The organism is Atopomonas sediminilitoris, assembly GCF_022601735.1.
GTDB classification, from domain to species: domain Bacteria; phylum Pseudomonadota; class Gammaproteobacteria; order Pseudomonadales; family Pseudomonadaceae; genus Atopomonas; species Atopomonas sediminilitoris.
The window spans coordinates 40,538-64,171 of sequence record NZ_JAKUMM010000001.1 but is presented as its reverse complement, the minus strand read 5'-3'; the positions used below and the strand labels follow the sequence as shown (position 1 = coordinate 64,171).

Annotated in this window: 23 protein-coding genes; 16 read left to right on the top strand and 7 right to left on the bottom strand. The window is 55.1% G+C overall.

The annotated features are described in order from the left end of the window. Entirely contained in the window at window positions 1–1,443 is a 1,443-nt protein-coding gene (locus tag MKI83_RS00320; RefSeq protein ID WP_241582642.1) for a glyceraldehyde-3-phosphate dehydrogenase, read from the top strand. 73 nt (window positions 1,444–1,516) lie between these two features. Here the strand turns inward: MKI83_RS00320 and MKI83_RS00315 are convergent, their stop codons facing one another. Then, window positions 1,517–2,092 carry a chalcone isomerase family protein gene (locus MKI83_RS00315; protein ID WP_241582640.1) on the bottom strand — a complete coding sequence of 192 codons (576 nt, stop codon included), beginning with the start codon at window positions 2,090–2,092 and terminating at the stop codon, window positions 1,517–1,519. A 257-nt stretch (window positions 2,093–2,349) separates the two neighbouring features. Between MKI83_RS00315 and MKI83_RS00310 the strand changes: the two genes are divergently transcribed. Genes MKI83_RS00310 through sthA form a run of 9 tightly spaced genes read left to right on the top strand, consistent with a single transcriptional unit; the run spans window position 2,350 to window position 10,935 of the window. Beyond that, window positions 2,350–3,687, top strand: coding sequence for a Na(+)-translocating NADH-quinone reductase subunit A (locus MKI83_RS00310; protein WP_241582638.1), 1,338 nt, complete (start codon window positions 2,350–2,352; stop codon window positions 3,685–3,687). A gap of 3 nt (window positions 3,688–3,690) precedes the next feature. Further along, on the top strand, window positions 3,691–4,902 hold the full coding sequence (locus tag MKI83_RS00305; RefSeq protein ID WP_241582637.1) for an NADH:ubiquinone reductase (Na(+)-transporting) subunit B: 1,212 nt from the start codon (window positions 3,691–3,693) through the stop codon (window positions 4,900–4,902). Beyond that, on the top strand, window positions 4,895–5,686 hold the full coding sequence (locus tag MKI83_RS00300; RefSeq protein ID WP_241582636.1) for a Na(+)-translocating NADH-quinone reductase subunit C: 792 nt from the start codon (window positions 4,895–4,897) through the stop codon (window positions 5,684–5,686). The genes MKI83_RS00305 and MKI83_RS00300 overlap by 8 nt, the downstream gene beginning before the upstream one ends. A 2-nt stretch (window positions 5,687–5,688) precedes the next feature. Then, the gene (locus MKI83_RS00295; protein ID WP_370867318.1) at window positions 5,689–6,357 is read left to right on the top strand and encodes an NADH:ubiquinone reductase (Na(+)-transporting) subunit D; all 669 of its coding nucleotides are present in this window, start codon (window positions 5,689–5,691) and stop codon (window positions 6,355–6,357) included. After that, window positions 6,357–6,965 (top strand): NADH:ubiquinone reductase (Na(+)-transporting) subunit E, encoded by a 609-nt coding sequence (nqrE, locus tag MKI83_RS00290; protein ID WP_241582632.1) that lies wholly within the window; start codon window positions 6,357–6,359, stop codon window positions 6,963–6,965. The genes MKI83_RS00295 and nqrE overlap by 1 nt, the downstream gene beginning before the upstream one ends. A 15-nt stretch (window positions 6,966–6,980) precedes the next feature. Next, window positions 6,981–8,204 carry an NADH:ubiquinone reductase (Na(+)-transporting) subunit F gene (gene nqrF, locus MKI83_RS00285; RefSeq protein WP_241582631.1) on the top strand — a complete coding sequence of 408 codons (1,224 nt, stop codon included), beginning with the start codon at window positions 6,981–6,983 and terminating at the stop codon, window positions 8,202–8,204. After that, window positions 8,197–9,249 (top strand): FAD:protein FMN transferase, encoded by a 1,053-nt coding sequence (locus MKI83_RS00280; RefSeq protein ID WP_370867328.1) that lies wholly within the window; start codon window positions 8,197–8,199, stop codon window positions 9,247–9,249. The genes nqrF and MKI83_RS00280 overlap by 8 nt, the downstream gene beginning before the upstream one ends. Window positions 9,250–9,253: 4 nt before the next feature. After that, on the top strand, window positions 9,254–9,487 hold the full coding sequence (gene nqrM / locus MKI83_RS00275; protein ID WP_241582628.1) for a (Na+)-NQR maturation NqrM: 234 nt from the start codon (window positions 9,254–9,256) through the stop codon (window positions 9,485–9,487). 53 nt (window positions 9,488–9,540) lie between these two features. After that, on the top strand, window positions 9,541–10,935 hold the full coding sequence (sthA, locus tag MKI83_RS00270) for a Si-specific NAD(P)(+) transhydrogenase (protein ID WP_241582627.1): 1,395 nt from the start codon (window positions 9,541–9,543) through the stop codon (window positions 10,933–10,935). Between the two features lie 54 nt (window positions 10,936–10,989). Here sthA and MKI83_RS00265 read toward each other — a convergent pair whose 3' ends face one another. From MKI83_RS00265 to MKI83_RS00255, 3 genes are read right to left on the bottom strand one after another with little or no spacing between them, the layout of a single operon-like run. Next, entirely contained in the window at window positions 10,990–11,712 is a 723-nt protein-coding gene (locus MKI83_RS00265; protein WP_241582626.1) for a glycerophosphodiester phosphodiesterase, read from the bottom strand. Beyond that, window positions 11,705–12,004: a phosphodiesterase gene (locus tag MKI83_RS00260; protein ID WP_241583133.1), complete on the bottom strand. Its 300-nt coding sequence runs from the start codon at window positions 12,002–12,004 to the stop codon at window positions 11,705–11,707. Before MKI83_RS00260 ends, MKI83_RS00265 begins: the two co-directional genes overlap by 8 nt. Window positions 12,005–12,009: 5 nt before the next feature. After that, a complete protein-coding gene (locus MKI83_RS00255; protein ID WP_241582625.1) occupies window positions 12,010–12,582 on the bottom strand; it encodes a PilZ domain-containing protein in 573 nt (190 codons plus the stop codon). Window positions 12,583–12,673: 91 nt separating this feature from the next. Here MKI83_RS00255 and MKI83_RS00250 point away from each other — a divergent pair, with 91 nt between their 5' ends. The 3 genes from MKI83_RS00250 (at window position 12,674) to MKI83_RS00240 (ending at window position 15,114) form a co-directional block, all read left to right on the top strand. After that, the gene (locus MKI83_RS00250) at window positions 12,674–13,921 is read left to right on the top strand and encodes a lipoprotein-releasing ABC transporter permease subunit (RefSeq protein ID WP_241582624.1); all 1,248 of its coding nucleotides are present in this window, start codon (window positions 12,674–12,676) and stop codon (window positions 13,919–13,921) included. Continuing rightward, window positions 13,914–14,594 (top strand): lipoprotein-releasing ABC transporter ATP-binding protein LolD, encoded by a 681-nt coding sequence (gene lolD / locus MKI83_RS00245; RefSeq protein WP_241582623.1) that lies wholly within the window; start codon window positions 13,914–13,916, stop codon window positions 14,592–14,594. Before MKI83_RS00250 ends, lolD begins: the two co-directional genes overlap by 8 nt. Window positions 14,595–14,826: 232 nt before the next feature. Beyond that, window positions 14,827–15,114 carry a hypothetical protein gene (locus MKI83_RS00240; RefSeq protein ID WP_241582621.1) on the top strand — a complete coding sequence of 96 codons (288 nt, stop codon included), beginning with the start codon at window positions 14,827–14,829 and terminating at the stop codon, window positions 15,112–15,114. Between the two features lie 3 nt (window positions 15,115–15,117). Here the strand turns inward: MKI83_RS00240 and greB are convergent, their stop codons facing one another. Continuing rightward, entirely contained in the window at window positions 15,118–15,612 is a 495-nt protein-coding gene (gene greB / locus MKI83_RS00235; RefSeq protein ID WP_241582619.1) for a transcription elongation factor GreB, read from the bottom strand. A gap of 134 nt (window positions 15,613–15,746) precedes the next feature. Here greB and MKI83_RS00230 point away from each other — a divergent pair, with 134 nt between their 5' ends. Continuing rightward, on the top strand, window positions 15,747–17,180 hold the full coding sequence (locus MKI83_RS00230; protein ID WP_241582618.1) for an aminotransferase-like domain-containing protein: 1,434 nt from the start codon (window positions 15,747–15,749) through the stop codon (window positions 17,178–17,180). 38 nt (window positions 17,181–17,218) lie between these two features. Here MKI83_RS00230 and MKI83_RS00225 read toward each other — a convergent pair whose 3' ends face one another. Further along, window positions 17,219–19,243, bottom strand: coding sequence for a methyl-accepting chemotaxis protein (locus MKI83_RS00225; protein WP_241582616.1), 2,025 nt, complete (start codon window positions 19,241–19,243; stop codon window positions 17,219–17,221). A 337-nt stretch (window positions 19,244–19,580) separates the two neighbouring features. Beyond that, on the bottom strand, window positions 19,581–20,864 hold the full coding sequence (locus MKI83_RS00220) for an NAD(P)/FAD-dependent oxidoreductase (RefSeq protein WP_241582615.1): 1,284 nt from the start codon (window positions 20,862–20,864) through the stop codon (window positions 19,581–19,583). Window positions 20,865–21,126: 262 nt separating this feature from the next. On the opposite strand from MKI83_RS00220, the gene thrS reads away from it, so the two are divergent. Together thrS and infC are read left to right on the top strand one after the other, a co-directional pair. Further along, complete coding sequence (thrS, locus tag MKI83_RS00215) at window positions 21,127–23,058, top strand: threonine--tRNA ligase (protein WP_241582614.1); 1,932 nt, start codon at window positions 21,127–21,129, stop codon at window positions 23,056–23,058. A gap of 6 nt (window positions 23,059–23,064) precedes the next feature. Then, window positions 23,065–23,598 (top strand): translation initiation factor IF-3, encoded by a 534-nt coding sequence (infC, locus tag MKI83_RS00210; RefSeq protein ID WP_241582613.1) that lies wholly within the window; start codon window positions 23,065–23,067, stop codon window positions 23,596–23,598. Window positions 23,599–23,634 lie beyond the last annotated feature (36 nt).

The window sequence follows — 23,634 nt, the reverse complement described above, 5'->3', positions numbered from 1 at the left end:
GTGACTGATAAGCCTGAAGCCTGCCTCAACGACTGGGTCGAACGTGAAGAACTGGCTGAAGCCATGATTCCGTTGATTGGCCAGCTGTACCGCAACAACAACGTGGTGACGTCCATTTGTGGTCGTGGCCTGGTGAATCGTTCGGTGATCGCCATTCTGAAAGCGCATCGCTTTGCTCGTCGTCAAATCGACAACAGCGAAATCTCTGTGCGTGAGACCTTCCCGATCCTTAAAGCCATGGCAGATTTAAAGCTGGGCGCGGCGTCGGTTGATCTGGGTCGCATGGCGGCTAAGTACCAGAGTTCTGGTGCGGGCAAGTCGGTTGAGCAGTTTGTGGCTGACGAGCTGGCCTCGGTGGCTGGCAAGAAAGGCGCGGTGCCGAGCAAAGGCACTGACGTTGTGCTGTACGGCTTTGGCCGTATCGGTCGCCTGCTGGCGCGCATCATGATCGAAAAAGCCGGTGCTGGCGAAGGCCTGCGTCTGCGCGCCATCGTGGTGCGTAAAGGTGCCGACAATGACCTGGTCAAGCGTGCCAGCTTGCTGCGTCGTGACTCGGTACATGGCCCGTTCCAAGGCACCATCACCATTGATGAAGTCAACAACACTATTACCGCCAATGGCACCCAGATTCAGGTGATCTACTCCAACGATCCGTCGACTGTGGATTACACCCAGTACGGCATCCAAGACGCCATCGTGGTGGACAACACCGGTAAGTGGCGTGACGCCGAAGGCCTGGGCCTGCACCTGAAGTGCCCGGGCGCTGCACGCGTCGTCCTGACGGCGCCGGGTAAAGGCCTGAAGAACATCGTGCATGGCATCAACCATGACACCATCACCGCTGAAGATGCGATTGTGTCCGCCGCGTCCTGCACCACTAACGCCATCGTGCCGGTGCTGAAAGCCGTCAACGACAAATTCGGTATCGTTAATGGTCACGTGGAAACCGTGCACTCGTACACCAACGACCAGAACCTGATCGACAACTTCCACAAGGGCGATCGCCGTGGTCGTGGTGCACCGTTGAACATGGTGATCACCGAGACTGGCGCAGCTAAGGCCGTGGCTAAGGCGCTGCCTGAACTGGCTGGCAAGCTGACCGGCAACGCGATTCGCGTCCCGACGCCGAACGTGTCAATGGCCATTCTCAACCTGAACCTTGAGAAAGCCGCTGAGCGTGAAGAGCTGAACAACTACCTGCGCGAAATGTCGCTGGAGTCGCCGCTGCACAAGCAGATCGACTACACCGAGTCGCCGGAAGTGGTTTCTACGGACTTTGTGGGCAGCCGTCATGCTGGTGTGGTCGATGGTCAGGCCACTATCTGCCAAGACAATCGCGTTGTGCTGTACGTGTGGTACGACAACGAGTTTGGCTACAGCTGTCAGGTTGTGCGTATTCTGGAAGATATGGCTGGGGTTAACCCGCCGGCCTTCCCGGCGTAAGCCATCGGCTGTACAAACACAGGGAGCTTCGGCTCCCTGTGTTGTTTCTGCTGGGTTATTGGTGGCTTGTTATTCAGGGTTTGCCGATGAGTGCGGCGCGAAGGGCGTCGGATAAGCCCTCTGGTCCGAGCCAAATACCTAAATACACTTGGGCTAGCTCTGCATTGGCGCGGCTGAATACGACCTGCTGGTTAAAGCGTAGGGTCAGCGTTTGGTTGTTGGCGTTGTAGTCCAGGCTGTAATGATCGCCGGGCTTGATCGCGGTGAAAGCCTCGTGCAGTTGATCGATGTCGCTTTGCAGGCGCTTGAGCAGCGTTTGGCTGTGTTGGCGACGCAGCGTTTGCCAAGCGGCTTCAATCAAGTCGTCGCGTTTAAGGGCGTACAGGTAAGCCAACTCAAGGCGTTTGCTTAGGGCGGGGCTCAAAACGTCATCAGCCTGAGGCGTTGTGCTGGCGGGTAGGTACAGTGCTGCGCGGTACACATCGACCCACAGGTATTCCAACAGGTACTCACCGTTTAATCGTAAGCGCTGTTGATCTACCTCAATCTGCGGGGCAAAGGGTACCTCTTTGGTGGCATGCGCCGGGCCACTGATGGCAGTGATAATGCACGCCAACAGCAATAAATGATTAAAGCGTGACTTGATCATGCTCAGTCTCGACTTAGTGACTATGCTGGAGCATAGCGTGCTGTATCGAGATGTAATTATCGAGTCCTGCTCAAGGAAAACCTCAAAAAACCAAGCGCTTGAGTGGATGCTCGGGGGTATGGCCTTTATAATCTCCCCGATTTTTAACTGGGTTTGTGCCATCAATAAGGCTGATAAAGCAGTGTTGGCCACTGTTTAGAATCTTTAATGAAGGCTTGAACCCGATAATTTTTATAACCAGTGGTTAGGCTAGGCACATGATAAGAATCAAGCGCGGTTTAGATCTGCCTATCACCGGAGCGCCTGAACAGCGTATTGAGTCCGCAAGGCCAGTACGCAGCGTAGGTGTCGTGGGGTTCGACTACCACGGCATGAAGCCTACGATGCAGGTGCAAGTCGGTGATCGCGTCAAACTCGGGCAGGTACTGTTTGCCGATAAAAAAACACCAGGAGTGGTTTTTACTGCTCCGGCCAGCGGTGTGGTTAGCGCCATTCACCGTGGCGAGAAGCGGGTGCTGCAATCGGTAGTGATTGATGTTGAGGGCGATGAGCAAGAAACTTTTGCTCAGTTTGACGCCGCTCAACTGACCAAAGTGGACCCGCAAGCGGTTCGCGATAACTTGGTCAAATCCGGTCTGTGGACCGCCCTGCGGACTCGTCCTTACAGCAAGGTGCCGGCGATTGATGCCGTTCCTGCGTCCATCTTTGTTAACGCTATGGATACCAATCCGCTCGCAGCAGACCCTGCTGTAGTGCTGGCTGAGTATGCGGCTGACTTTGAGGCAGGCTTAAACGTGCTAGGGCGTTTGGCCAAGGTATTCCTCTGTCATGCGGACGGCGCCAAAGTGCCAGGTACGCAAGTGGCGGGTGTGACCAGTGAGTCTTTTGCGGGTCCACATCCGGCGGGCTTGTCAGGCACGCATGTGCACTTCCTTGATCCTGTTTCGGTGAATAAAATCGTTTGGACGATCAACTACCAAGAAGTGATCGCCATCGGCAAGCTCTTCACCACTGGTAGTCTCTGGACTGAGCGCGTGGTCGCTTTGGCAGGACCCGTTGTGACTAAGCCGCGTTTGCTGCGTACCCGTTTGGGCGCCAATCTTGATGAGCTAACCGCTGGCGAGTTGCAGGCGGGTGACAATCGCGTGATTTCAGGCTCCATCTTAGGTGGCCGTACCGCGCGTGGCGCGTTTGCTTTCTTGGGTCGTTACCACCAGCAGGTGTCTTGTCTGCAGGAAGGCCGCGAGCGCGAAATGCTGCACTACGTGCGTGCCGGCATTGAGAAGCACTCCGTGCTCAATATCTTCGTGTCCAAGTTGGCCGGCGGTAAGAAGTTCAACTTCAACACCTCAACCAACGGCTCACCCCGCGCGATGGTCTCGGTCGGTAACTACGAGTCCGTGATGCCGCTGGATGTGTTGCCGACTCAGTTGCTGCGTTACCTGATCGTGGGTGACACCGAGATGGCACAGAAGCTTGGCTGCTTAGAGCTTGAAGAAGAAGATCTAGCGCTGTGCAGTTATGTGTGTGCCGGTAAGTACGAGTACGGCCCAATCCTGCGGGATAATTTAACGCGCATTGAGAAGGAGGGTTGATCCATGGGGCTACGTTCCTATCTCGATAAGATCGAGCACAATTTTGAATCCGGTGGTAAGTACGAGAAGTGGTTCGCCCTCTATGAGGCCGTGGATACCTTCCTGTACCGCCCATCCAGCGTGACTAAATCCACAGCACACGTGCGTGACGGCTTAGACCTTAAGCGCATGATGATTTTGGTGTGGCTATGCACGTTCCCCGCCATGTTCTTCGGCATGTACAACATTGGTGCACAGGCCAACGGCATCTTTGCTGCGCAGCCTGACCTGTTGGCGGCGCAAGATGGATGGCGTTTTGGCTTGATTAGCCTGTTTGCAGGCTTTGATCCCAACAGCTTGTGGGATTGCTTCATCCACGGTGCAGCGTACTTCGTGCCGGTGTATGCGGTGACCTTCATCGTCGGCGGTTTCTGGGAAGTGCTGTTCGCTTCTATCCGTAAGCACGAAGTCAATGAAGGCTTCTTCGTCACTTCCGTGCTGTTTGCCTTGATTCTGCCGCCCAGCATCCCGCTGTGGCAGGTCGCGTTGGGTATCAGCTTTGGCGTGGTGTTAGGTAAAGAAGTGTTTGGCGGTACCGGCAAGAACTTCCTTAACCCAGCCCTGACCGGCCGCGCGTTCCTGTTCTTTGCTTATCCTGCACAAATGTCGGGTGATGCGGTCTGGACTGCCGTTGACGGTTACGCCGGTGCAACCGCGCTGAGCTTGGGCGCCGCAGGTGGCGTTGAGCACATCATCGCTAACGGCATCACTTGGATGGACGCTTTCTTGGGCAATATTCAAGGCTCAATGGGTGAGACCAGCACACTGGCGATCTTGATCGGTGGTGGCGTCTTGGTCATGACTCGGATTGCCGCGTGGCGCATTGTCGCCGGTGTCATGATCGGCATGGTGGCTACCAGTACGCTGTTCAATACCATCGGTTCGGACACTAACGCGCTGTTCGCCATGCCTTGGTACTGGCATTTGGTGGTCGGTGGCTTTGCCTTCGGCATGATGTTCATGGCGACTGACCCAGTGTCAGCGTCAATGACCAACACTGGTAAGTGGATTTTCGGCGCCTTGATTGGCCTGATGGTGGTCTTGATCCGTGTGGTTAACCCAGCCTTCCCTGAGGGCATGATGCTGGCCATTCTGTTCGCCAACCTGTTCTCACCGTTGATTGACCACTTTGTCATGCAGTCCAACATCAAGCGGAGGCTGGCACGTAATGTCTAACCAAAAGGAATCCACTGCGCGCACCCTCGTGGTGGCGTTGCTGGTGTGCTTGGTGTGCTCGGTCTTCGTGGCCGGTGCTGCTATTGCACTGAAACCGACGCAAATTGAAAACAAGCAGCTGGATAAGCAGCGCAGCATCTTGTCCATTGCTGGCCTAGATGGCGGCAAAGCGCTGTCGTCGAGCGAAATCAAAAAGCTTTATGGCGAAAAAATCACGGCCAAGATCGTTGATTTGCGCACTGGTCAATTCTCGGATGCCGTTGATGCTAAGAGCTACGACCAGTTCAAAGCCGCCAAAGATCCAAAGCAGTCACGTGTACTGACTGGCGAGCAAGATAAAGCCCAGATCAAGCGCCAAGAAAATTTGGCCACGGTCTATCTGGTTGAAGAGTCAGGTCAAATCACTACGGTTGTTTTGCCCGTGCGTGGCTATGGCTTGTGGTCAACCCTATATGGCTTTATCGCGCTGAAAGGCGATCTGAACACTGTGAAGGGTATGGGCTTCTACCAGCATGCGGAAACGCCAGGGCTGGGTGGTGAGGTGGATAACCCCAAGTGGAAAGGTCAATGGCCGGGTAAAACCCTGTTCGACGCTGACGGTAAGTTGTCAGTGGCTGTGGTTAAAGGCGGTGTTGATCCGCAAAGCGCTGAAGCGGTGCATCAAGTGGATGCGTTGGCCGGTGCTACTTTGACCAGTAACGGGGTCGATAGCCTGCTGAAATTCTGGTTAGGCGAGCAGGGCTTTGGTCCCTTCCTTGCCAAGCTACGTGCTGGGGAGGCTTGATCATGTCGAAAATGACAGCCAAAGAAGTACTGCTTAACCCTATTTTTAACAACAACCCGATTGGCTTGCAGATTCTGGGTATCTGTTCAGCGTTGGCGGTGACCTCAAACCTTAAGACTGCGCTGGTGATGTCTATCGCGCTGACTTTGGTAACCGGTTTCTCCAACCTGTTCATTTCCATGATTCGCAGCCAGATCCCTAGCTCCATTCGCATGATCGTGCAGATGGTGATCATCGCCTCGTTGGTGATCATGGTGGATCAGGTGCTCAAAGCCTTTGCTTACAGCCTGTCTAAACAGCTGTCGGTGTTTGTCGGCTTGATCATTACCAACTGTATCGTGATGGGCCGCGCTGAGGCTTTCGCCATGCAGAATCCGCCGTTCTTGTCGTTCGTTGACGGTATCGGTAACGGCCTTGGCTACAGCGTTATGCTGATTGCCTTGGGTGTTATTCGCGAGCTGTTCGGTGCAGGCAAGCTGATGGGTTACGAAATCCTGCCGGTGATCAATGACGGTGGTTGGTATCTGCCAAACGGTATGTTGTTGTTGCCACCGTCGGCGTTCTTCCTGATTGGCTTGTTCATCTGGGCGCTGCGCTCCTGGAAGAAAGACCAGCTTGAGAAGCCCGCCTTCAAAATGGCGCCACAAGTGTCTAACAAGGAGGCTTACTAATGGAGCATTACATTAGTTTGTTCGTGAAGGCCGTGTTCGTGGAGAACATGGCGCTGGCCTTCTTCCTTGGCATGTGTACCTTCATCGCCATTTCCAAGAAAGTCGAGACTGCGATTGGCTTGGGCATTGCGGTTGTTGTAGTGCAGGCCATCACCGTGCCGGCCAACAACTTGATCTACACCTACTTGTTAAAAGACGGCGCGCTGGCTTGGGCCGGCCTGCCAGAAGCAGACCTGTCGTTCTTAGGCTTGTTGAGCTACATCGGTGTGATCGCGGCTATCGTACAAATCCTTGAGATGACCTTGGATAAGTACGTGCCGAGCTTGTACAACGCGCTGGGGGTATTCCTACCGCTGATCACCGTGAACTGCGCCATCATGGGTGGCACCTTGTTCATGGTTGAGCGCGATTACAACCTGACTGAAAGCGTGGTCTACGGCGCGGGTTCAGGTCTGTCGTGGGCGCTTGCGATTGCCGCGTTGGCGGGTATTCGCGAGAAGCTCAAGTACAGCGATGTACCGGATGGCCTGCAAGGCTTGGGGATCACTTTCATCACGATCGGTTTGATGTCGCTGGGCTTTATGTCCTTCTCCGGCGTGCAGCTGTAAGCAAAGGATGAACCTATGATCAATTATGAGATTTTCCTTGCTATAGGCATGTTCACAGCCATCGTTTTGGCGTTGGTGGTGATCATCCTGATGGCGCGCGCCAAGTTGGTTTCCAGCGGTGATGTCACCATTGAAATCAACGGCGAGCGCACCATTACTGTGCCGGCCGGTGGCAAGTTGCTACAAACGCTGGCCAGCAATAACGTCTTTCTGTCATCGGCTTGTGGCGGCGGCGGTACCTGCGCGCAGTGCAAGTGTGTGGTCGAGTCCGGCGGTGGCGAAATGCTACCGACTGAAGAGTCGCACTTCACCAAGCGTGAGGCCCGTGAAGGCTGGCGCCTATCATGCCAGACGCCGGTTAAGGCCGACATGAAGATCGAAGTGCCGGAAGAAGTCTTTGGCGTGAAGAAGTGGGAGTGCACCGTAGAGTCCAATCCCAACGTGGCTACTTTCATTAAGGAACTGACCCTGCGTCTGCCTGATGGAGAAAGCGTCGACTTCCGCGCCGGTGGTTATGTGCAGCTGGAATGCCCGCCGCACACGGTTAACTATAAAGACTTCGAGATTGAGCCGCGCTTCCGTGAAGACTGGGATAAGTTTGACCTGTGGCGCTATGTGTCTAAGGTCGACGAAACCGTTATCCGCGCTTACTCCATGGCTAACTACCCAGAAGAGCGCGGTTTGGTGAAGTTCAATATTCGTATTGCTTCGCCGCCGCCGGGCAAAGACGTGCCGCCAGGTCAGATGTCTTCTTGGGTGTTTGGCCTTAAGCCGGGCGATAAAGTGACTGTGTACGGGCCCTTTGGTGAGTTCTTTGCCAAAGACACGGATGCCGAGATGGTCTTCATTGGTGGTGGTGCCGGCATGGCCCCCATGCGCTCGCACATTTTTGATCTGCTTAAGCGTTTAAATTCTAAGCGTAAGATCAGCTTCTGGTACGGCGCGCGCTCCCTGCGTGAAACCTTCTACGTAGACGAGTACGACACACTGCAAGCCGAGAATGAAAACTTTAAGTGGCACCTAGCCTTGTCTGATCCCCTACCGGAAGACAACTGGGAAGGCTACAAGGGCTTCATTCACAACGTACTGTTTGAGAACTATCTGAAGGACCATCCGGCTCCTGAAGATTGCGAGTTCTACATGTGCGGGCCGCCGATGATGAACGCGGCAGTGGTTAAGTTGCTGACTGATCTAGGCGTTGAAAAAGAGAACATCCTGCTTGATGACTTTGGTGGCTAAACGCTGCCGCGCCTATCTGCAACCCGTCTTGATGGCCAGCTTGCTGGTCGTCTTGACGGGTTGTTTGTTTGAGCGTGAGCAGATTGAGCGTTTTTCCGGTCCTACCATGGGCAGCACTTATACGGTGCAGTTCGTGGCGACTGCAGATACACCGGCCGCTGCTGACTTACAGTTGCTGGTCAATGAGTATTTGACGGAAGTCGATGCGGCGTTTTCGACTTATCGCGATGACTCATTGTTGTCACAGTTCAATGCATTGCCGGCGAATAGTTGCATGGCCATGCCAGACAGCGTTTTGCACGTCACAGCAACAGCGCTGAATTTGGCTGCATTAAGTGAAGGCGCTTTCGAGCCGACGATTAAGCCGTTGCTGCAAGCTTGGGGTTTTGGCCCTGGCGATGCTGGCTTGAAGCATCCTGATGAACAGGCATTGGCTGATGCGCGCGCCAACGTTGGTTTTCGCCATGTTCGTGTCGATCGCGCCGCTGGTGAGCTGTGTAAAGCAGCGGCCGTTCAGCTGGATTTTAATAGCGTGGTGGCAGGGTTTGTGGTCGACCAAATCGCCCAGCGCTTTGAGGCGCAGGGCGTGGATCGCTACTTGATTGAGGTCACCGGCGAGCTTAAAGCCAAAGGCTTAAAGCCCAAAGCACAGCCTTGGCGCATTGCCATTGAAGCCCCGCACGATAATGAACGGGTTGCCCAACAGGTGGTCGAACTGGATGGGATCGGTGTTTCTAGCTCGGGTGATTACCGGAATTATTACCAAGAAAACGGCGTACGCTTATCCCATACGCTGGACCCGCGTACGGCTAAACCGATCAGCCACAATCTGGCCTCGGTGACGGTTTTACACCCTTCGGCCGAGCAAGCTGATGGCCTATCAACCTTGTTGATGGTGCTAGGCCCTGATGAGGGCTACAGTTTTGCTAAGCAACACGCGTTAGCGGCGTTGTTTGTAACCCGCGACGCCAATGGTTTTACCGCGCGCAGTACGCCCGTGTTTGAACGTACCTATACAGCGCCTGCTGCGCAGAGTGAGGAGTAATACGATGATTTGGTTAGCAACGTTTGCAGTTTTTTTATTGGTTGTGGCTGGCATGGCAGTTGGCGTGATGATGGGGCGCAAGCCTATTGCTGGCTCCTGCGGTGGCATCGCTAATTTGGGCATTGAAAAAGAGTGCTCGATCTGCGGCGGCGATATGACCAAGTGCGAAGAAAGCAATCAAGACGTATCGGCCAAAGCAAACACACCCGCTCAAAGCTACGACGCGACCAAGGTCTAGTAGCTTGATTTCACGCGACGCGCACACTGCACCGGTTTACTAAGGAGTAATGGATGGCTGTTTATAACTACGATGTTGTGGTGTTGGGCTCGGGCCCAGCGGGAGAAGGGGCAGCGATGAACGCTGCCAAGTTGGGCCGCAAAGTCGCGATGGTCGAGTCGAGCTCGCTGATTGGTGGCAACTGCACACACTTAGGGACAATTCCCTCTAAGGCACTACGTCATTCGGTTAAGCAGATCATCCATTTCAACACTAACACTATGTTTCGCCAGATCGGTGAGCCGCGCTGGTTCTCGTTTCCTGACGTGCTGAAAAGCGCTGAACGGGTGATTGCCAAGCAGGTGTCGTCGCGCACTAACTTTTATGCGCGCAATCGCGTCGATGTGTTCTTTGGCAAAGGTAGCTTCGCCGATGAACATACCATTGAGGTGGTCTGTGCTAATGGTGTGGTGGAAAAGCTGATCGCCAAAGATGTGATTATCGCCACCGGCTCGCGGCCTTATCGCCCGATGGATGTTAACTTCCATCACCCGCGTATTTACGACAGCGACACTATTTTGAAGTTAGGCCACACCCCGCGTTCGCTGATTATTTATGGCGCGGGTGTTATCGGTTGCGAATACGCCTCCATCTTTAGTGGTTTGGGGGTGCGGGTTGATTTGGTGGATACCCGCGATCAGTTACTTAACTTCCTCGATGATGAAATCTCCGATGCGCTGAGTTACCACCTGCGCAATACCGGCGTGCTGATTCGCCATAACGAGGAATACGACAGCATCGAAGGGTTGGAGAACGGGGTGATTCTGCACCTCAAGTCCGGTAAAAAGCTCAAGGCCGATGCGCTGCTGTGGTGTAACGGTCGTACCGGTAATACGCAGAATTTGTGCCTAGAGAACATCGGCGTGCAGGCCAACGGTCGTGGCCAAGTCACAGTGGATGAGAATTACCGCACCAGCGTCAGCAATGTGTATGCAGCCGGAGATGTGATCGGCTGGCCAAGCCTTGCCAGTGCTGCGTTTGACCAAGGTCGCTCGGCGGCGGGTAATATCGTTAATGATGATGCGTGGCGCTTCGTAGATGACGTCCCGACGGGTATTTACACCATTCCAGAAATCAGCTCGTTGGGTAAAACCGAGCGTGAGCTGACCAATGAGAAAGTGCCGTACGAAGTCGGTAAGGCGTTTTTCAAAAATATGGCGCGCGCGCAAATTACCCGAGAACCGGTTGGCATGCTGAAAATGCTGTTCCATCGCGACACGTTTGAGGTGTTGGGTATTCACTGCTTCGGTGACCAAGCCTCAGAGATCGTGCACATCGGGCAGGCGATCATGAACCAAAAGGGCGAAGGCAACAGCATCAAGTACTTCGTTAACACAACGTTTAACTACCCGACGATGGCTGAGGCTTACCGTGTTGCCGCGCTGGATGGCTTGAACCGCATTTTTTAACCGGCACCGACCAGTCTCCCGGGCTGGTCGGGCAGGCCTCTGGGCATGCTTGGCTTAACGTGCGTGCAGGGTGGCGATGGCCAAACCGGGAAAGTCTGTGATCAGGCTATCAACACCCATGTCGGCCAAATGACGCATGTCGTGCGCTTGGTTGACGGTCCAAGTGGACACTTGCATTCCCGCCGCGTGCGCCTGGCGCAAGCGGGCGGGTGTGCAGAGCTTCCAATTCAAGACCAGTAATTCACAGTCGTAACGCTTGGCGACTTTCACGGGGTTTAACCATGCACGCTCAGCGACAAAGCCACGCGGTATTTCCGGGGCAAGTTGCTGGGCTGCGCGTAATACCGTGCGCGAGCTTGAGGTAATAGCGACCTTGCCGGTGAGCTGGTACTGCTGGTGCAGGCGCTGAATCTCTTCGACTAAGCGTCTGGCACGGCGCCGCGATGCGCTTTTAACTTCCCATTGCCAGTGCTCAAATTCACAGGCTTGCAGTAAGTGCTGCAGTGTCGGGATTGGGCAAGGTGAAGGGTGGGTTGGGCCACAGTGGCTGGCGTCTAGTTGCACTAAATCAGTGCTGTGCCAGCGATCGACTCGGCCATGCTGGCCGGTGGTGCGGCGCAAGTCCGGGTCGTGAATGACGATCAATTGCCCGTCGGCGCTGAGGTGTAAGTCCAACTCCACCTGACGAATGCCTAACTGTTGTGCATGTTGAAAGCTTGCGAGTGTGTTTTCAGGCACTTCGCCGCGTGCGCCGCGGTGGCCAACGATTTCAGTCATGATTAGTTTGCGAAGTCGGGTGACTGGGTTGGTGCTTTAACACGCTGTTAATGACGTGTTGATGCTCAAAATACACGCTGAAATGCGGGTAATCCCAGCGCGTAATCGGTGGAGAGCCAACAGCAGGGTGCTGCGCTTGCGGTAGGCCAAATTGCTCAAGTACTTGGCTTGGGCTTTGACCACGGCTGGGTGAATTAACGAGGGCATCGCCTTGTTGGCCTAGGGGGATGCTCAGGCTCTGCGCATGGGCGGCACTGCTGAGCAGAAACAGCACGAAGGCGTGTTTAAGCAAGTGTTTCACTGCTTGTTGCGCTCCAGCTCAACACGACGATCACTGGCCTGCTTTTGCAGAATATGGCGCGCCAGCAGCTGACGTTGTGCTTCGCTCAAGTCTTTAAATTCACAGCCAATGGTGAATTGCCCAGGGCTGGACTCGCTGCAATACACCACTTCACCTTGCAATAGCAGGCCGATCGCTTGCGGTTGCAGCAGTAGTTTGAGAGCGAGTAGCTGACCGCAAGTGATGGCTTCGCTTTGAATCCAGCCCATGCCGCCTTCGCTCAACGTGACTTCGTGCTGGTGGCCTTTGCCGCCCAAGAAGCTTTGCGCCAACGCTTGGCCAAGCAGTTCGATGCGTTTGTTGATGATCTTCAAATACGCCGCTAAGGTGCGGTCGCGCTCGTTGATGCTGCGGTAGAGGTGTTGCGAGTCAAAGTCGAGCAGATGCAGTTCGCCGAGCAAATGAAAGAGCGGCGAGGTCTTAAAAACTTCGTTGGCGTGCTCCATCGAATCGATGGGGGTGAACTCGAGTGCGATGGTGTCGGCGATCCGAAAAAAATCGCGTCGTTCATCTGGGGTCAATTTCGACATACAATCTCCCGCTGTTTTGTCACTGCATTTCAGTGTAATAGCCCAAGTTTAGGGCGTGCCACCGGAATATGCTCATAGGGATAGAAAACCCATGTTCAGACCGCTTCCGATTTTTATCGGAATCCGCTACACCGGCGCTAAGCGTCGTAACCATTTTATTTCGTTTATTTCCTTAAGTTCGATGATCGGTCTGGCACTGGGCGTGCTGGTGATGATTCTGGTGCTGTCGGTGATGAATGGATTCGATCGCGAGTTACGTGGCCGCATTCTGGGCATGGTCCCGCACGCCACGATTACATCTTTTACCCCAGTCGATGATTGGCAGGCGTTAGCGCAGGAGGTGAGCAAACATCCTGACGTGGTGGGTGTGGCGCCGTTTACCCAGCTGCAAGGCATGCTCACGCACAGTGGGCAAGTACAGCCGGTGTTGGTCACCGGTGTGCTGCCTGAGGCAGAAGATAAGGTGTCGATTATCAGCCAGCACATGCGCGCCGGTAGCTTGGACAACCTCAAAAGCGGCGACTTTGGCATTGTGATTGGTGATTTGGCGGCACGGCGTTTCAACGTCAAGCTCGGTGACAAGCTCACCTTCGTGCTGCCGGAAGCATCGGTGACCCCCGCGGGTGTTTTTCCGCGCTTAAAGCGCTTTACGGTGGCCGGTATTTTTAAAGTCGGTGCAGAACTCGATGGCTCGCTGGCGTTGGTGCACGTGGCGGATGCTGCGCGGATTCAGCGCTGGCTACCTAATCAAGTTGAAGGCGTGCGTATTCAGCTCGGCGATTTGTTTCAGGCGCCGCGCGTGGCTTGGGAGTTGTCGCGTAGCCTGACGGGGCAAGACTTCTACCCGCGTGACTGGACGCGCTCGCACGGCAACTTGTTCCAAGCGATTCGCATGGAAAAAACCATGATTGGTTTGCTGCTGTTTTTGATCATTGCGGTGGCCGCGTTCAACATCGTCTCAACCTTGGTCATGGTGGTGACTGATAAACAAGGTGATATCGCGATTTTGCGCACCTTGGGGATTACACCGGGGCAAGTGATGGGCATTTTCATGGTGCAAGGCACCGTCATTGGTGTGATTGGCACCACGATTGGCTGCTTGCTGGGGGTGTTGGCGGCGTTAAACATCACGGCGTGGATCGCTGCGCTGGAGAAATTAATCGGCCATCAGTTTTTGAGCAGCGATGTGTACTTCATCAATTACTTGCCATCCGAGCTGTTGTGGTCGGATGTGTTGATGATTTGCTCGGCAGGCTTGTTGTTGAGCTTCTGTGCCACCTTGTACCCCGCGTGGCGGGCTTCACGCGTGCAACCGGCGGAGGCCCTGCGCTATGAGTAATGTGGTGTTGAAGTGCGTGCAGTTACGCAAGTCCTATGAAGAAGGCCCCGAGGCCGTTGATGTTTTGCGCGGTGTCGAGCTGAGCCTTAGTGCTGGCGAGCGTGTGGCGATTGTGGGTAGCTCAGGCTCTGGTAAAACCACACTGCTGCATATGCTGGCTGGGCTGGATATCCCGAGCACCGGTGAAGTGTGGCTGGCTGGTGAGCAGCTCTCTGCGCTGAATGAGCGTCAGCGCGGCGTGTTGCGTAACAAGGCCTTGGGCTTTGTTTATCAATTTCATCATTTGCTGCCAGAGTTTACCGCCTTTGAAAACGTGGCCATGCCGCTGCTGATCAGCAAGACGCCTAAGGCGCAGATTGCCGAGCGTGTGACGCAGATGTTGACGCGAGTGGGGTTGGGGCACCGTTTGCAGCATAAGCCGGCAGAGTTGTCCGGCGGCGAGCGTCAACGCGTGGCCATTGCCCGTGCGCTGATTAATCAGCCGGCGTTGGTGCTGTTGGATGAGCCGACCGGTAATTTGGATCAGCACACGGCAAAGGGCATTCAAGAGCTGATGCTGGAGTTAAGTCAGTCTTTGCAAACTGCTTTTTTGGTGGTCACGCATGACGCGCAATTGGCTGCGCAAATGGATAAAGCCTGGCGCTTGCAAGACGGCTGTTTAGTGACGGCTTAGCCGGTTTGAGCAAGGCCTGGGGCGCGATTGTGTTGTGCGATCGCGCCTACAGGCCTTTTTATTGTCTGCAATTTACCAGCGGTAGTTGATCTCAAAGAGGCCACTGCTTAAATTACTGCCAGCGCCGATTTAAACAGCAACTTGCGGGGCGCTTAATAAAAACCGCTAAAGAGCTGGTCCGGTGACAGCCTTCACCGCTCCCAGCGGAATCACAGGCTCACAGGAATCCATCATGTTATCGCCGCGTTGCCGTTATCGTCTGTTGCATCACTCCCTTGGTCGTGTGCTGGTTGCTCCGCGCATGCTTGTCTGCAGTGAGTCATTGCTGGAGCTTGAGGCCGCTGCTTTGCGCTATCGCGCCCAGTGCAGTGTGCTGAGTACATCAGAATTGGCGGCCTGTGCTGATAACAGTTTTGATCATTTAGTGTGGGATGGGCGTGCCGCCCAAAGCGTGCTGCGTGACTTGCTGCGCGTGGCGCGCAGTGGGGTGATCGTGCGTCCTGCTGTAGCGTTGATCTAGCCGCTAGTAGTCGATGGCAATGATGTAGTAGTACCGCGCACCGCTGGGTGTTTCGACTTCGACTTCTGCATCCAATGCTTTGCCCAGCAAGGCACGCGCCATGGGCGAGTCGATGCTGATTAAGCCTGCTTTAAGGTCGAACTCATCGGGCCCTACGATGCGGTAACGGCTTTCATGCCCATCCTCATCTTCAAGCGTCACCCAAGCCGCAAAAAACACGCGCTGGGTGTCGCTGGGTGGCTGATCAACGACATCCAGTGCCTCCAAGCGCTTACGCAAAAAACGGACGCGCGCATCAATCTCGCGCAGCATCTTTTTGCCGTAGGTGTATTCGGCATTCTCGGAGCGGTCGCCTTGCGCGGCCGCTTCGCTAACCGATTGCGTCACCTTAGGGCGCTGCACATGCCACAGCTCATGCAGTTCGGCCTGCAGACGGGCTGCGCCTTGGGGCGTAATCAGTGCGGTGCCGGGGCGGCGAGGGGGGCGATAACGTGACATGCGCGTATTTCAGCGCTCAGTGAGGCATTTGGCAACTGTGAAATGACTGTACAGCTGAGATGATCTAAAACTGTAATGGTTACACTCATAGTTAATGCGATACTGTATTTTGCCGATCATGGAGGGGGTGCACGATGACGAACTTGCTGCTTTACCAACAAATTGCTCAACAGCTGGCTGATGACATTGCCCGTGGCGTCTATCAGGCCGGTGAGCGAGTACCGTCGATTCGTAAGATGAGCGTGCAGCTTGGGGTGAGTCACGCGACGGTCTTACAAGCCTATGCCTCCTTGGAAGATCAAGGCTTTATCCGTGCTCGGCCGCAATCCGGTTATTACGTGCACCCTAACGCCATGCTCACGGCGCCGACGCCGGATATCGGCCGTGTGGAGAAGCCGAGTAAGGTCACCCGTGGCAGCATCATTGCGCAGGTTCTGGCTGAATCACGGCGTGATGACAGCGTGATTGCACTCGGTGCGGCGGTACCGCACGTGGATTACTTGCCGCTGCGTCCGTTGCAGCAGCACTTGGCTAAGGTCACGCGCTTTAACAGCAAGCAAGCGTTCAGCTACATGTTCAGCCCAGGCTTTGAGCCTTTGCGTCGGCAGGTTGCCATCCGCATGCGTGATGCGGGCGTGGCGGTTGATCCGTCTCAAATCACCATCACACATGGCTGCGTAGAGGCCATGCAGTTGGCGCTGCGGGTGACCACCAAGCCGGGCGACTTGGTCGCAACGGAGTCGCCGATTTACTACGGTTTTTTACAGTTGGCGGAACTCTTGGGCCTTAAGGTCGTAGAAATCCCTACCGACCCTAGCACCGGCTTATGCCTTGACTCACTGCAAATGGCGCTCGAGCGCTGGCCGATTAAAGCCTTGGTGATGACCGCACGCTTGGGTAACCCGTTGGGTGCGGTGATGGCGACGGAGCGTCAGAAGCAGCTACTTAAGCTGATGCGTGAAAAAGCGGTGCCGGTCATCGAAGACGACATTTACGGCGAGTTGATGTTTGACGATGGCGCGCACAAGGCACTCAAAGCCTACGATCGGCATGGCCAAGTGATCTATTGCTCCAGCTTTTCTAAGACGTTGTCGCCGGGCGTGCGGGTAGGGTGGTTAGTGGCTGGCCCCTATCAGGAGGCAGTGCAGCGCCTGCAAACGTTCACGACGCATACCGCATGTAGCGTGACGCAAATGGCGGTGGCCTCCTATTTGGAAAATGGTGGTTACGATCGGCATTTGCGCCATGTGCGCGCCGAATACCGCAAGAACCTCACGGCTTATCAGTTGGCAGTGCAGCGCTACTTTCCTGAGTGTACGCAAATTACTCGGCCGCAAGGTGGCTTCATTTTGTGGATTAGCATGCCGGGCAAGATTAACGCGCAAGAGCTGCATCGGTTGGCGCTGGAGCAGGGTATTAGCATTGCGCCTGGGCTGATCTTCTCTAATACCGAGCAGTTCAATCACTGCATGCGCTTGAACTGCTCCATTCCATGGCGCTCGGAAACCGACTCGGCAATGGCGACGATCGGTCGACTGGCTTGCCAGTTGCTGCAAGAGAGTCATTGAGAGGTTTGTCGTCGGGGGCTAACAAGCCCCCGCGATAATCACTGCAAACGAAAACGTGCAGTATTGTTTTGTAAGGTTTGACTGCCTTGCTGCAGTTGGCCGCTGGCCTCGCTGACCGCTTGCGCGCCTTGCAGCAAGAGACCTGCGGCGGTGTCTACCTGCTGGATATTGCCGCTCACTTCGTCAGCCGTAGCGGCCTGTTGTTCGGCGGCCGCGGCGATTTGATTGATCTTGTCGGTCATGCGCAGCACCGCTTCGGCAATCTCGTGCAGGCTGCCGCCCATGTGTGTGACCGATTGCACGTCTTTTTCGGCTTGCTTACAGGCTTGTTCCATCACCTGTGAGGCGTCACTGACGATGCTTTGCAGGGCGGCAATGGTTTGGCCTATTTCTTGGGTAGATTCCTGCGTGCGCTGCGACAAGCTGCGAACTTCATCCGCTACCACGGCAAAGCCACGACCTTGCTCGCCCGCGCGCGCGGCTTCAATGGCCGCATTGAGCGCCAGTAAGTTGGTTTGCTCGGCGATGCCTTTGATCACGTCGACCACTTGGTCAATTTGCTGCGCTTGCTCGCGCAGTTGTTGCAACTTGCTGGCTGATTGCGTCAGGCGCTCGCCCAGCTCCTGCATGCTTTGGGTGGTTTTGGCGCTGTCGCTTGAGCCTTGTTCGGCGGCGTCTTTGGTTTGCATGGCTTCATGCGCGGCCAGCTCGCAGTTTTGCGCGACGTTTTGTGCGGTTGCGGCCAGCTGGTGCGAAGCGGCGGCTATTTGGCTGACTTGTTGTTGTTGAGCTTCGACCTGTTGCAGGGCCGTGTCAGATTGCTGTGACAGCGTGACTACCGTGCTGCTGAGGCGGTCGGCTTCTTGATTGACCGTCAACAAGGTTTCTTTGAGTTGCTGTTGTGCGCTTTTTAAGGAGGCAGCAATGCTGGCCAGTTCGTCGTGGCCATGGACACTGAGGCGCTGGGTGAGGTCGCCACGGCTGATTGCCTCGGTGGCTTCGGTAATGCGCAGGGTGCTGCGGCGAATCGAGCTGTTGAGGCAAATCAGGCTGTACAGGGCCAGCAAGCCTAAGCCTAAGAAAATACCCAGGCTGGTGGTGAGGGTGGCGACGGCGCGGTTACGGTAATGGCCGATACGCTCAATAAACCGCTCGCTCATGCGGGCGCTGAAGTGCTCAAGCTGAGCGGCGCTGAGGCTGCCTTTTTGCAGGTAATCAGGGCCGCTGATATCCAGCGTGTCGACCAACCGCTTATCGGTTAAGGCAATGAAGGCATCGAGTTCGGCGCGCATCTGCTCGATGGGTTGCTTGAGTTGTTCGCTGGTGATTGGGTAGTGCTTGAGTAAGCTGTCGATGGTTTTGTCTAGCTCAAGCCGTGCACGGGCAAAGTCCCGCAGCAAGCTGTTGAATTCGACCCGTTGCTTAAGACTGAAGTGGCCATTTTGAGCGATGGTAGCGCCTTGGTCGCGAATCTGGGTGAGCCCTTCATAAGTGTTAGGCAGCTGATTGACGACGATGTCTAGGATGAGCGACGTGTCTAGCCATGGGTCAAGGTTAAGGCGGGTGTCGTTAGTCAGGCTGTTACGCAAGTCGCCCAACTGCTCAACCCAAACGCTGAACTGCTCTTGAGCCTCTGGGCCTGGGGTTTGGGCTAGGTTGTTGGTCAATAGTTGCTGGCGGCTGGCTTCTAAGGCTTGCCATTGCTCGCTGGTGCTGTTGTCGAGCAGGCTGTTTTGTTCGATCAGTGCTTCGAGTTTGTTGGCGGCTTCTGTCCAGGCGGCTTCACTGTTTTTGGCGCTGTTCTGCATGGCGTCATTGCCGGCTTTCCACAGATTTACCGTGCCGCGCTGCAGTGCTGCTTGAGCGTGCAGAGGAGTCAGTTGGTTGGTCAGTTCAATCCCTGAAAGTTCACCGTCGATACTGTTCAGTTCATCCAGCACTCTGTCGCTGATTTGCCATAAGGCATAAAGCATTGGCGCAAGAAACATTAAAAACAAAAGTTGGAATTTGCGCGCAAAGTGAAAGCGTTCAAAAAGGCGAATGCCTGGCATCAACAACTTCATTGCGAAATCCTTGCTCATTTTTTTGGGTTATCGGACGGGCAGGGCAAAACCTGAAGCACAGAGTGTTTTAAGTGTGGCAGAAGAATCAGGGACTGCAGCAAAGGTGAGTCGGTCTGCGAATTGCGATGTCGACTCTGGTTAGGTAGACGAGCAAGGCTGAAGTTGTTCGGTGGGTGCTTTTGAGGGGTGCGTGTTGGGTTGAATGGCTCTAGATCGAACAGCAGGCGTTCAGTATTGGCCGTTGAAATACCGGTATTATCGGCGAGCTTTTGCTCAAGGGGGCGACTAAGCACTGCCCGGCTAGCCTTGGTTTGGCCAGGCGGGCAGTGAGTTCGGCTTAGATATTGAGTTTGTCGCGTAGGTCGTAGTAGAACGCGCCAATCGCCGAGAAGGGGATGCTGAACAAGCGACCACCGGGGAAGGGGTAGTGCGGCAAGCTGGCAAAGGCGTCGAACCGTTCGGCTTGGCCGCGGAGTGCTTCAGCCAGTACACGACCGGCGACGTGGGTGTAAGTCACGCCGTGGCCTGAGCAGCCTTGCGAGTAATAAATGTTGCCCCCCAGTCGCCCGACTTGAGGCAGGCGCGATAGGGTCAGCAAGAAGTTACCAGTCCATGTGTAGTCGACTTTGACATCTTTAAGCATGGGAAAGGTTTTGAGCATTTTGGGGCGAATGATGCGCTCAATGTCTTCGGGATCGCGGGCGCCATACACCACGCCGCCACCGTAAATCATGCGTTTCTCGCCGGTAAGGCGGTAATAGTCCAGCAGGTAGTTGCAGTCTTCGACGCAGTAATCTTGTGGCAGCAACTCTGCAGCTAATTCGGCATCCAGTGGCTCGGTAGCCAGTACTTGGGTGCCGCACGGCATGGTTTTGGCCGCGAGCTCCGGAACAAGGTTGCCCAGATAGGCGTTGCCGGCCACCACGACAAACTTGCAGCGCACGCGGCCTTGCTCGGTATGCACCACCGGGTTGGCGCCGCGCTCAATGCGCGTGGCGGGGGATTGCTCGTATATCACACCGCCTAGGCTTTCAAAGGCGGCCGCTTCGCCCAGCGCTAGATTTAATGGGTGGATGTGGCCGCCGCTCATGTCCAGCATACCGCCCACGTAGCGTTCGGTTTTGACCACGTTGCGAATGCCGGCATGGTCGAGCAGCTCGAGTTGCTGGTGGCCGTGCTTTTCCCAGAGTGCTTTTTGCGCGCGCAGGTGGCCCATTTGTTTGTCATTGAAGGCAGCAAAAACACCGCCTTCTTTGAGGTCGCATTGGATGTTGTATTTGGCAATGCGCTCACGAATGATTTGCCCGCCCTCAAAGGCCATTTTGGCCATCAACTCGGCACTGCGCTTGTCGGTTTGCTTCTCAACGTAATCAATGTCGCGGCTATAGCTGTTGACGATCTGGCCACCGTTGCGCCCTGACGCGCCCCAGCCGACGCGGGCCGCTTCAACAATCGCGACCTTGAAGCCGTTTTCCACCAGATGCAAACCGGTGGATAAGCCGGTATAGCCAGCCCCAATGATGCAGATATCAAACTCCACTTCGCCATTAAGCGCAGGACGCTCAGGGCTTGGGTTGGCGGAGGCGGCGTAAAACGAGGGGGCGTGCTGGGTGTTCGTCATTTTTTAAGCCTTGTTGATTATTTTAAACAATGGCGCCGATCATAACGCCCACGAAATAGGAAAGCCAAGCCTAGCAGTAGGCTTTTCGGTTGCCTTGCTGGGCGCTTTCTGAAACCATGCGCGGCTTACTTTCCAGTTCCTCGCTGGTGGGCAATGCAATCGTCAGGTATGCCGATCTGCTGCCCGCGGCGCCGCGTACTGGCTAATCCGTACCCCACGTGGCCTTTGGTAGGGGCCACCACTGAGATGAGGAGGCGCCACCATGCCCGTTATCACTCTTCCCGATGGCAGCCAGCGTAGCTTTGACAATGCTGTGACCGTGCACGATGTGGCACTCAATATTGGCGCAGGCCTAGCGAAAGCCGCGCTCGCCGGTAAAGTTGATGGCCAACTGGTTGATACCTCTTTTGTCATCGAAGCGGATGCCCAGCTAGCGATCATTACTGCGCGTGATGCCGAAGGTGTCGAAGTGCTGCGCCACAGTTGCGCGCACTTGATGGCTATGGCTGTACAGGCGTTGTTTCCTGGTGCCCAAGTCACCATTGGCCCTGTGATCGAAAACGGCTTCTATTACGATTTCGACTATGAGCGCCCGTTCACTCAAGACGATCTGAGTGCTATCGAGGCGAAAATGGCTGAGCTGGCCAAGCAAGACTTTGTCGTTTCGCGCTCATTGATGTCGCGCGAAGAGGCTATCGGTCACTTCGAGAAGCTTGGCGAGAAATATAAAGTCGAGATCATCGCCGCCATCCCCGGTGAGGAGCCTTTGTCCTTCTATCAGCAGGGTGAGTTCGTGGACTTGTGCCGCGGCCCGCACGTGCCCTCTACCGGCAAGCTGCAAGCCTTCAAGCTGATGAAGGTGGCGGGCGCTTACTGGCGTGGCGACTCAAAGAACAAAATGCTCCAGCGCATCTATGGGACTTGCTGGGGCAGCAAGCAAGACCTTAAGGACTACCTGCATCGCTTGGAAGAGGCGGAAAAGCGCGATCACCGCAAAATTGGTAAGCGCTTAGACCTGTTCCATACCCAAGAAGAAGCACCAGGCATGGTGTTCTGGCATGCCAACGGCTGGACTTTGTACCAAGCGCTTGAGCAGTACATGCGCCAAGTGCAGCGCCGTCATGGCTATCAAGAGATTAAAACGCCCCAGGTGGTTGATCGTCTGCTGTGGGAAAAGTCCGGTCACTGGGCAAACTACGGCGACATGATGTTCACCACCGAGTCGGAAAGTCGCGACTACGCGATCAAGCCGATGAACTGCCCCTGCCATATTCAAGTCTTTAACCAAGGGCTTAAAAGCTACCGCGATCTGCCGCTGCGTTTGGCTGAGTTTGGTGCTTGTCACCGCAATGAGCCTTCGGGTTCGTTGCACGGCATCATGCGGGTTCGTGGCTTTACGCAAGACGATGCGCACATCTTCTGTACTGAAGAGCAAATGCAATCCGAAGCGGCTGACTTTATTCGCCTAACGCTGGCGGTCTATGAGGACTTCGGCTTTGAGCAAATTCAGCTCAAGCTGTCCACTCGTCCGGAAAAGCGTGTGGGCTCGGATGAGCTATGGGATCGCGCCGAGCAGGCGCTACAGGCGGCGCTGGATAAGGCCGGCTTGCCCTATGATCTACAGCCGGGCGAGGGCGCTTTCTATGGCCCTAAAATCGAATTCTCACTGAAAGACTGCCTCGGTCGTGTTTGGCAGTGCGGTACCTTGCAGCTGGACTTCAATCTGCCGGTGCGCCTCGGCGCTGAATATGTGGCTGAAGACAACAGCCGCAAGCATCCGGTCATGCTGCACCGCGCGATTCTGGGTTCATTCGAGCGCTTCATCGGTATTTTGATCGAGCATTACGAGGGGGCCTTTCCCGCATGGTTGGCACCGACGCAAGCGGTGGTGCTGAATATCACGGATAATCAGGCTGAATTTGCCGCTGAAGTGGCGCAGTCGCTCGAAGAATCGGGCTTCCGCGCGAAAGCCGACTTGAGAAATGAGAAGATCGGCTTTAAAATCCGCGAGCATACTTTGCTCAAGGTTCCGTTCCAGCTAGTAATTGGCGATCGGGAAGTTGAGTCACAAACAGTAGCCGTGCGTACACGAGAGGGTCTGGATCTGGGTTCGATGACAATCGCTGAATTCCGTGATCACCTAGCCAACATCGTGGCTCAGCGCGGTCGTAAAATTACGGAAGGGACCCATTAAGGCCATATGAGACAAGACAGACGAGCTCCGCAACGCGCACCAATCAACGAAAACATCACCGCCCGAGAAGTACGCCTAATCGGAGCTGATGGCAGTCAGGTTGGTGTGGTTTCAATTCGTGAAGCCCTAGCCGCTGCTGAAGAAGCCAAGCTGGATTTGGTCGAAATTTCTGCCGATGCCCTGCCTCCCGTTTGCCGAATCATGGATTACGGCAAGCATTTGTTTGAAAAGAAAAAACAAGCGGCTATTGCTAAGAAAAATCAGCATCAGCAGCAGATTAAAGAAATTAAGTTTCGTCCAGGGACGGAAGAAGGGGACTACCAGGTAAAGCTACGCAACCTGACACGTTTCCTAAATGAAGGGGACAAGGCCAAGGTATCGCTTCGATTCCGCGGTCGTGAGATGGCCCACCAGGAGCTGGGTATGGAGCTGCTCAAGCGGGTTGAACAAGACCTGATTGAGATTGGCACCGTCGAACAGCATCCTAAAATGGAAGGACGCCAATTGATGATGGTCATCGCCCCCAAGAAGAAGAAGTAACACACAGGGCACTGCCAGGCCTTGCTGTTACATTGT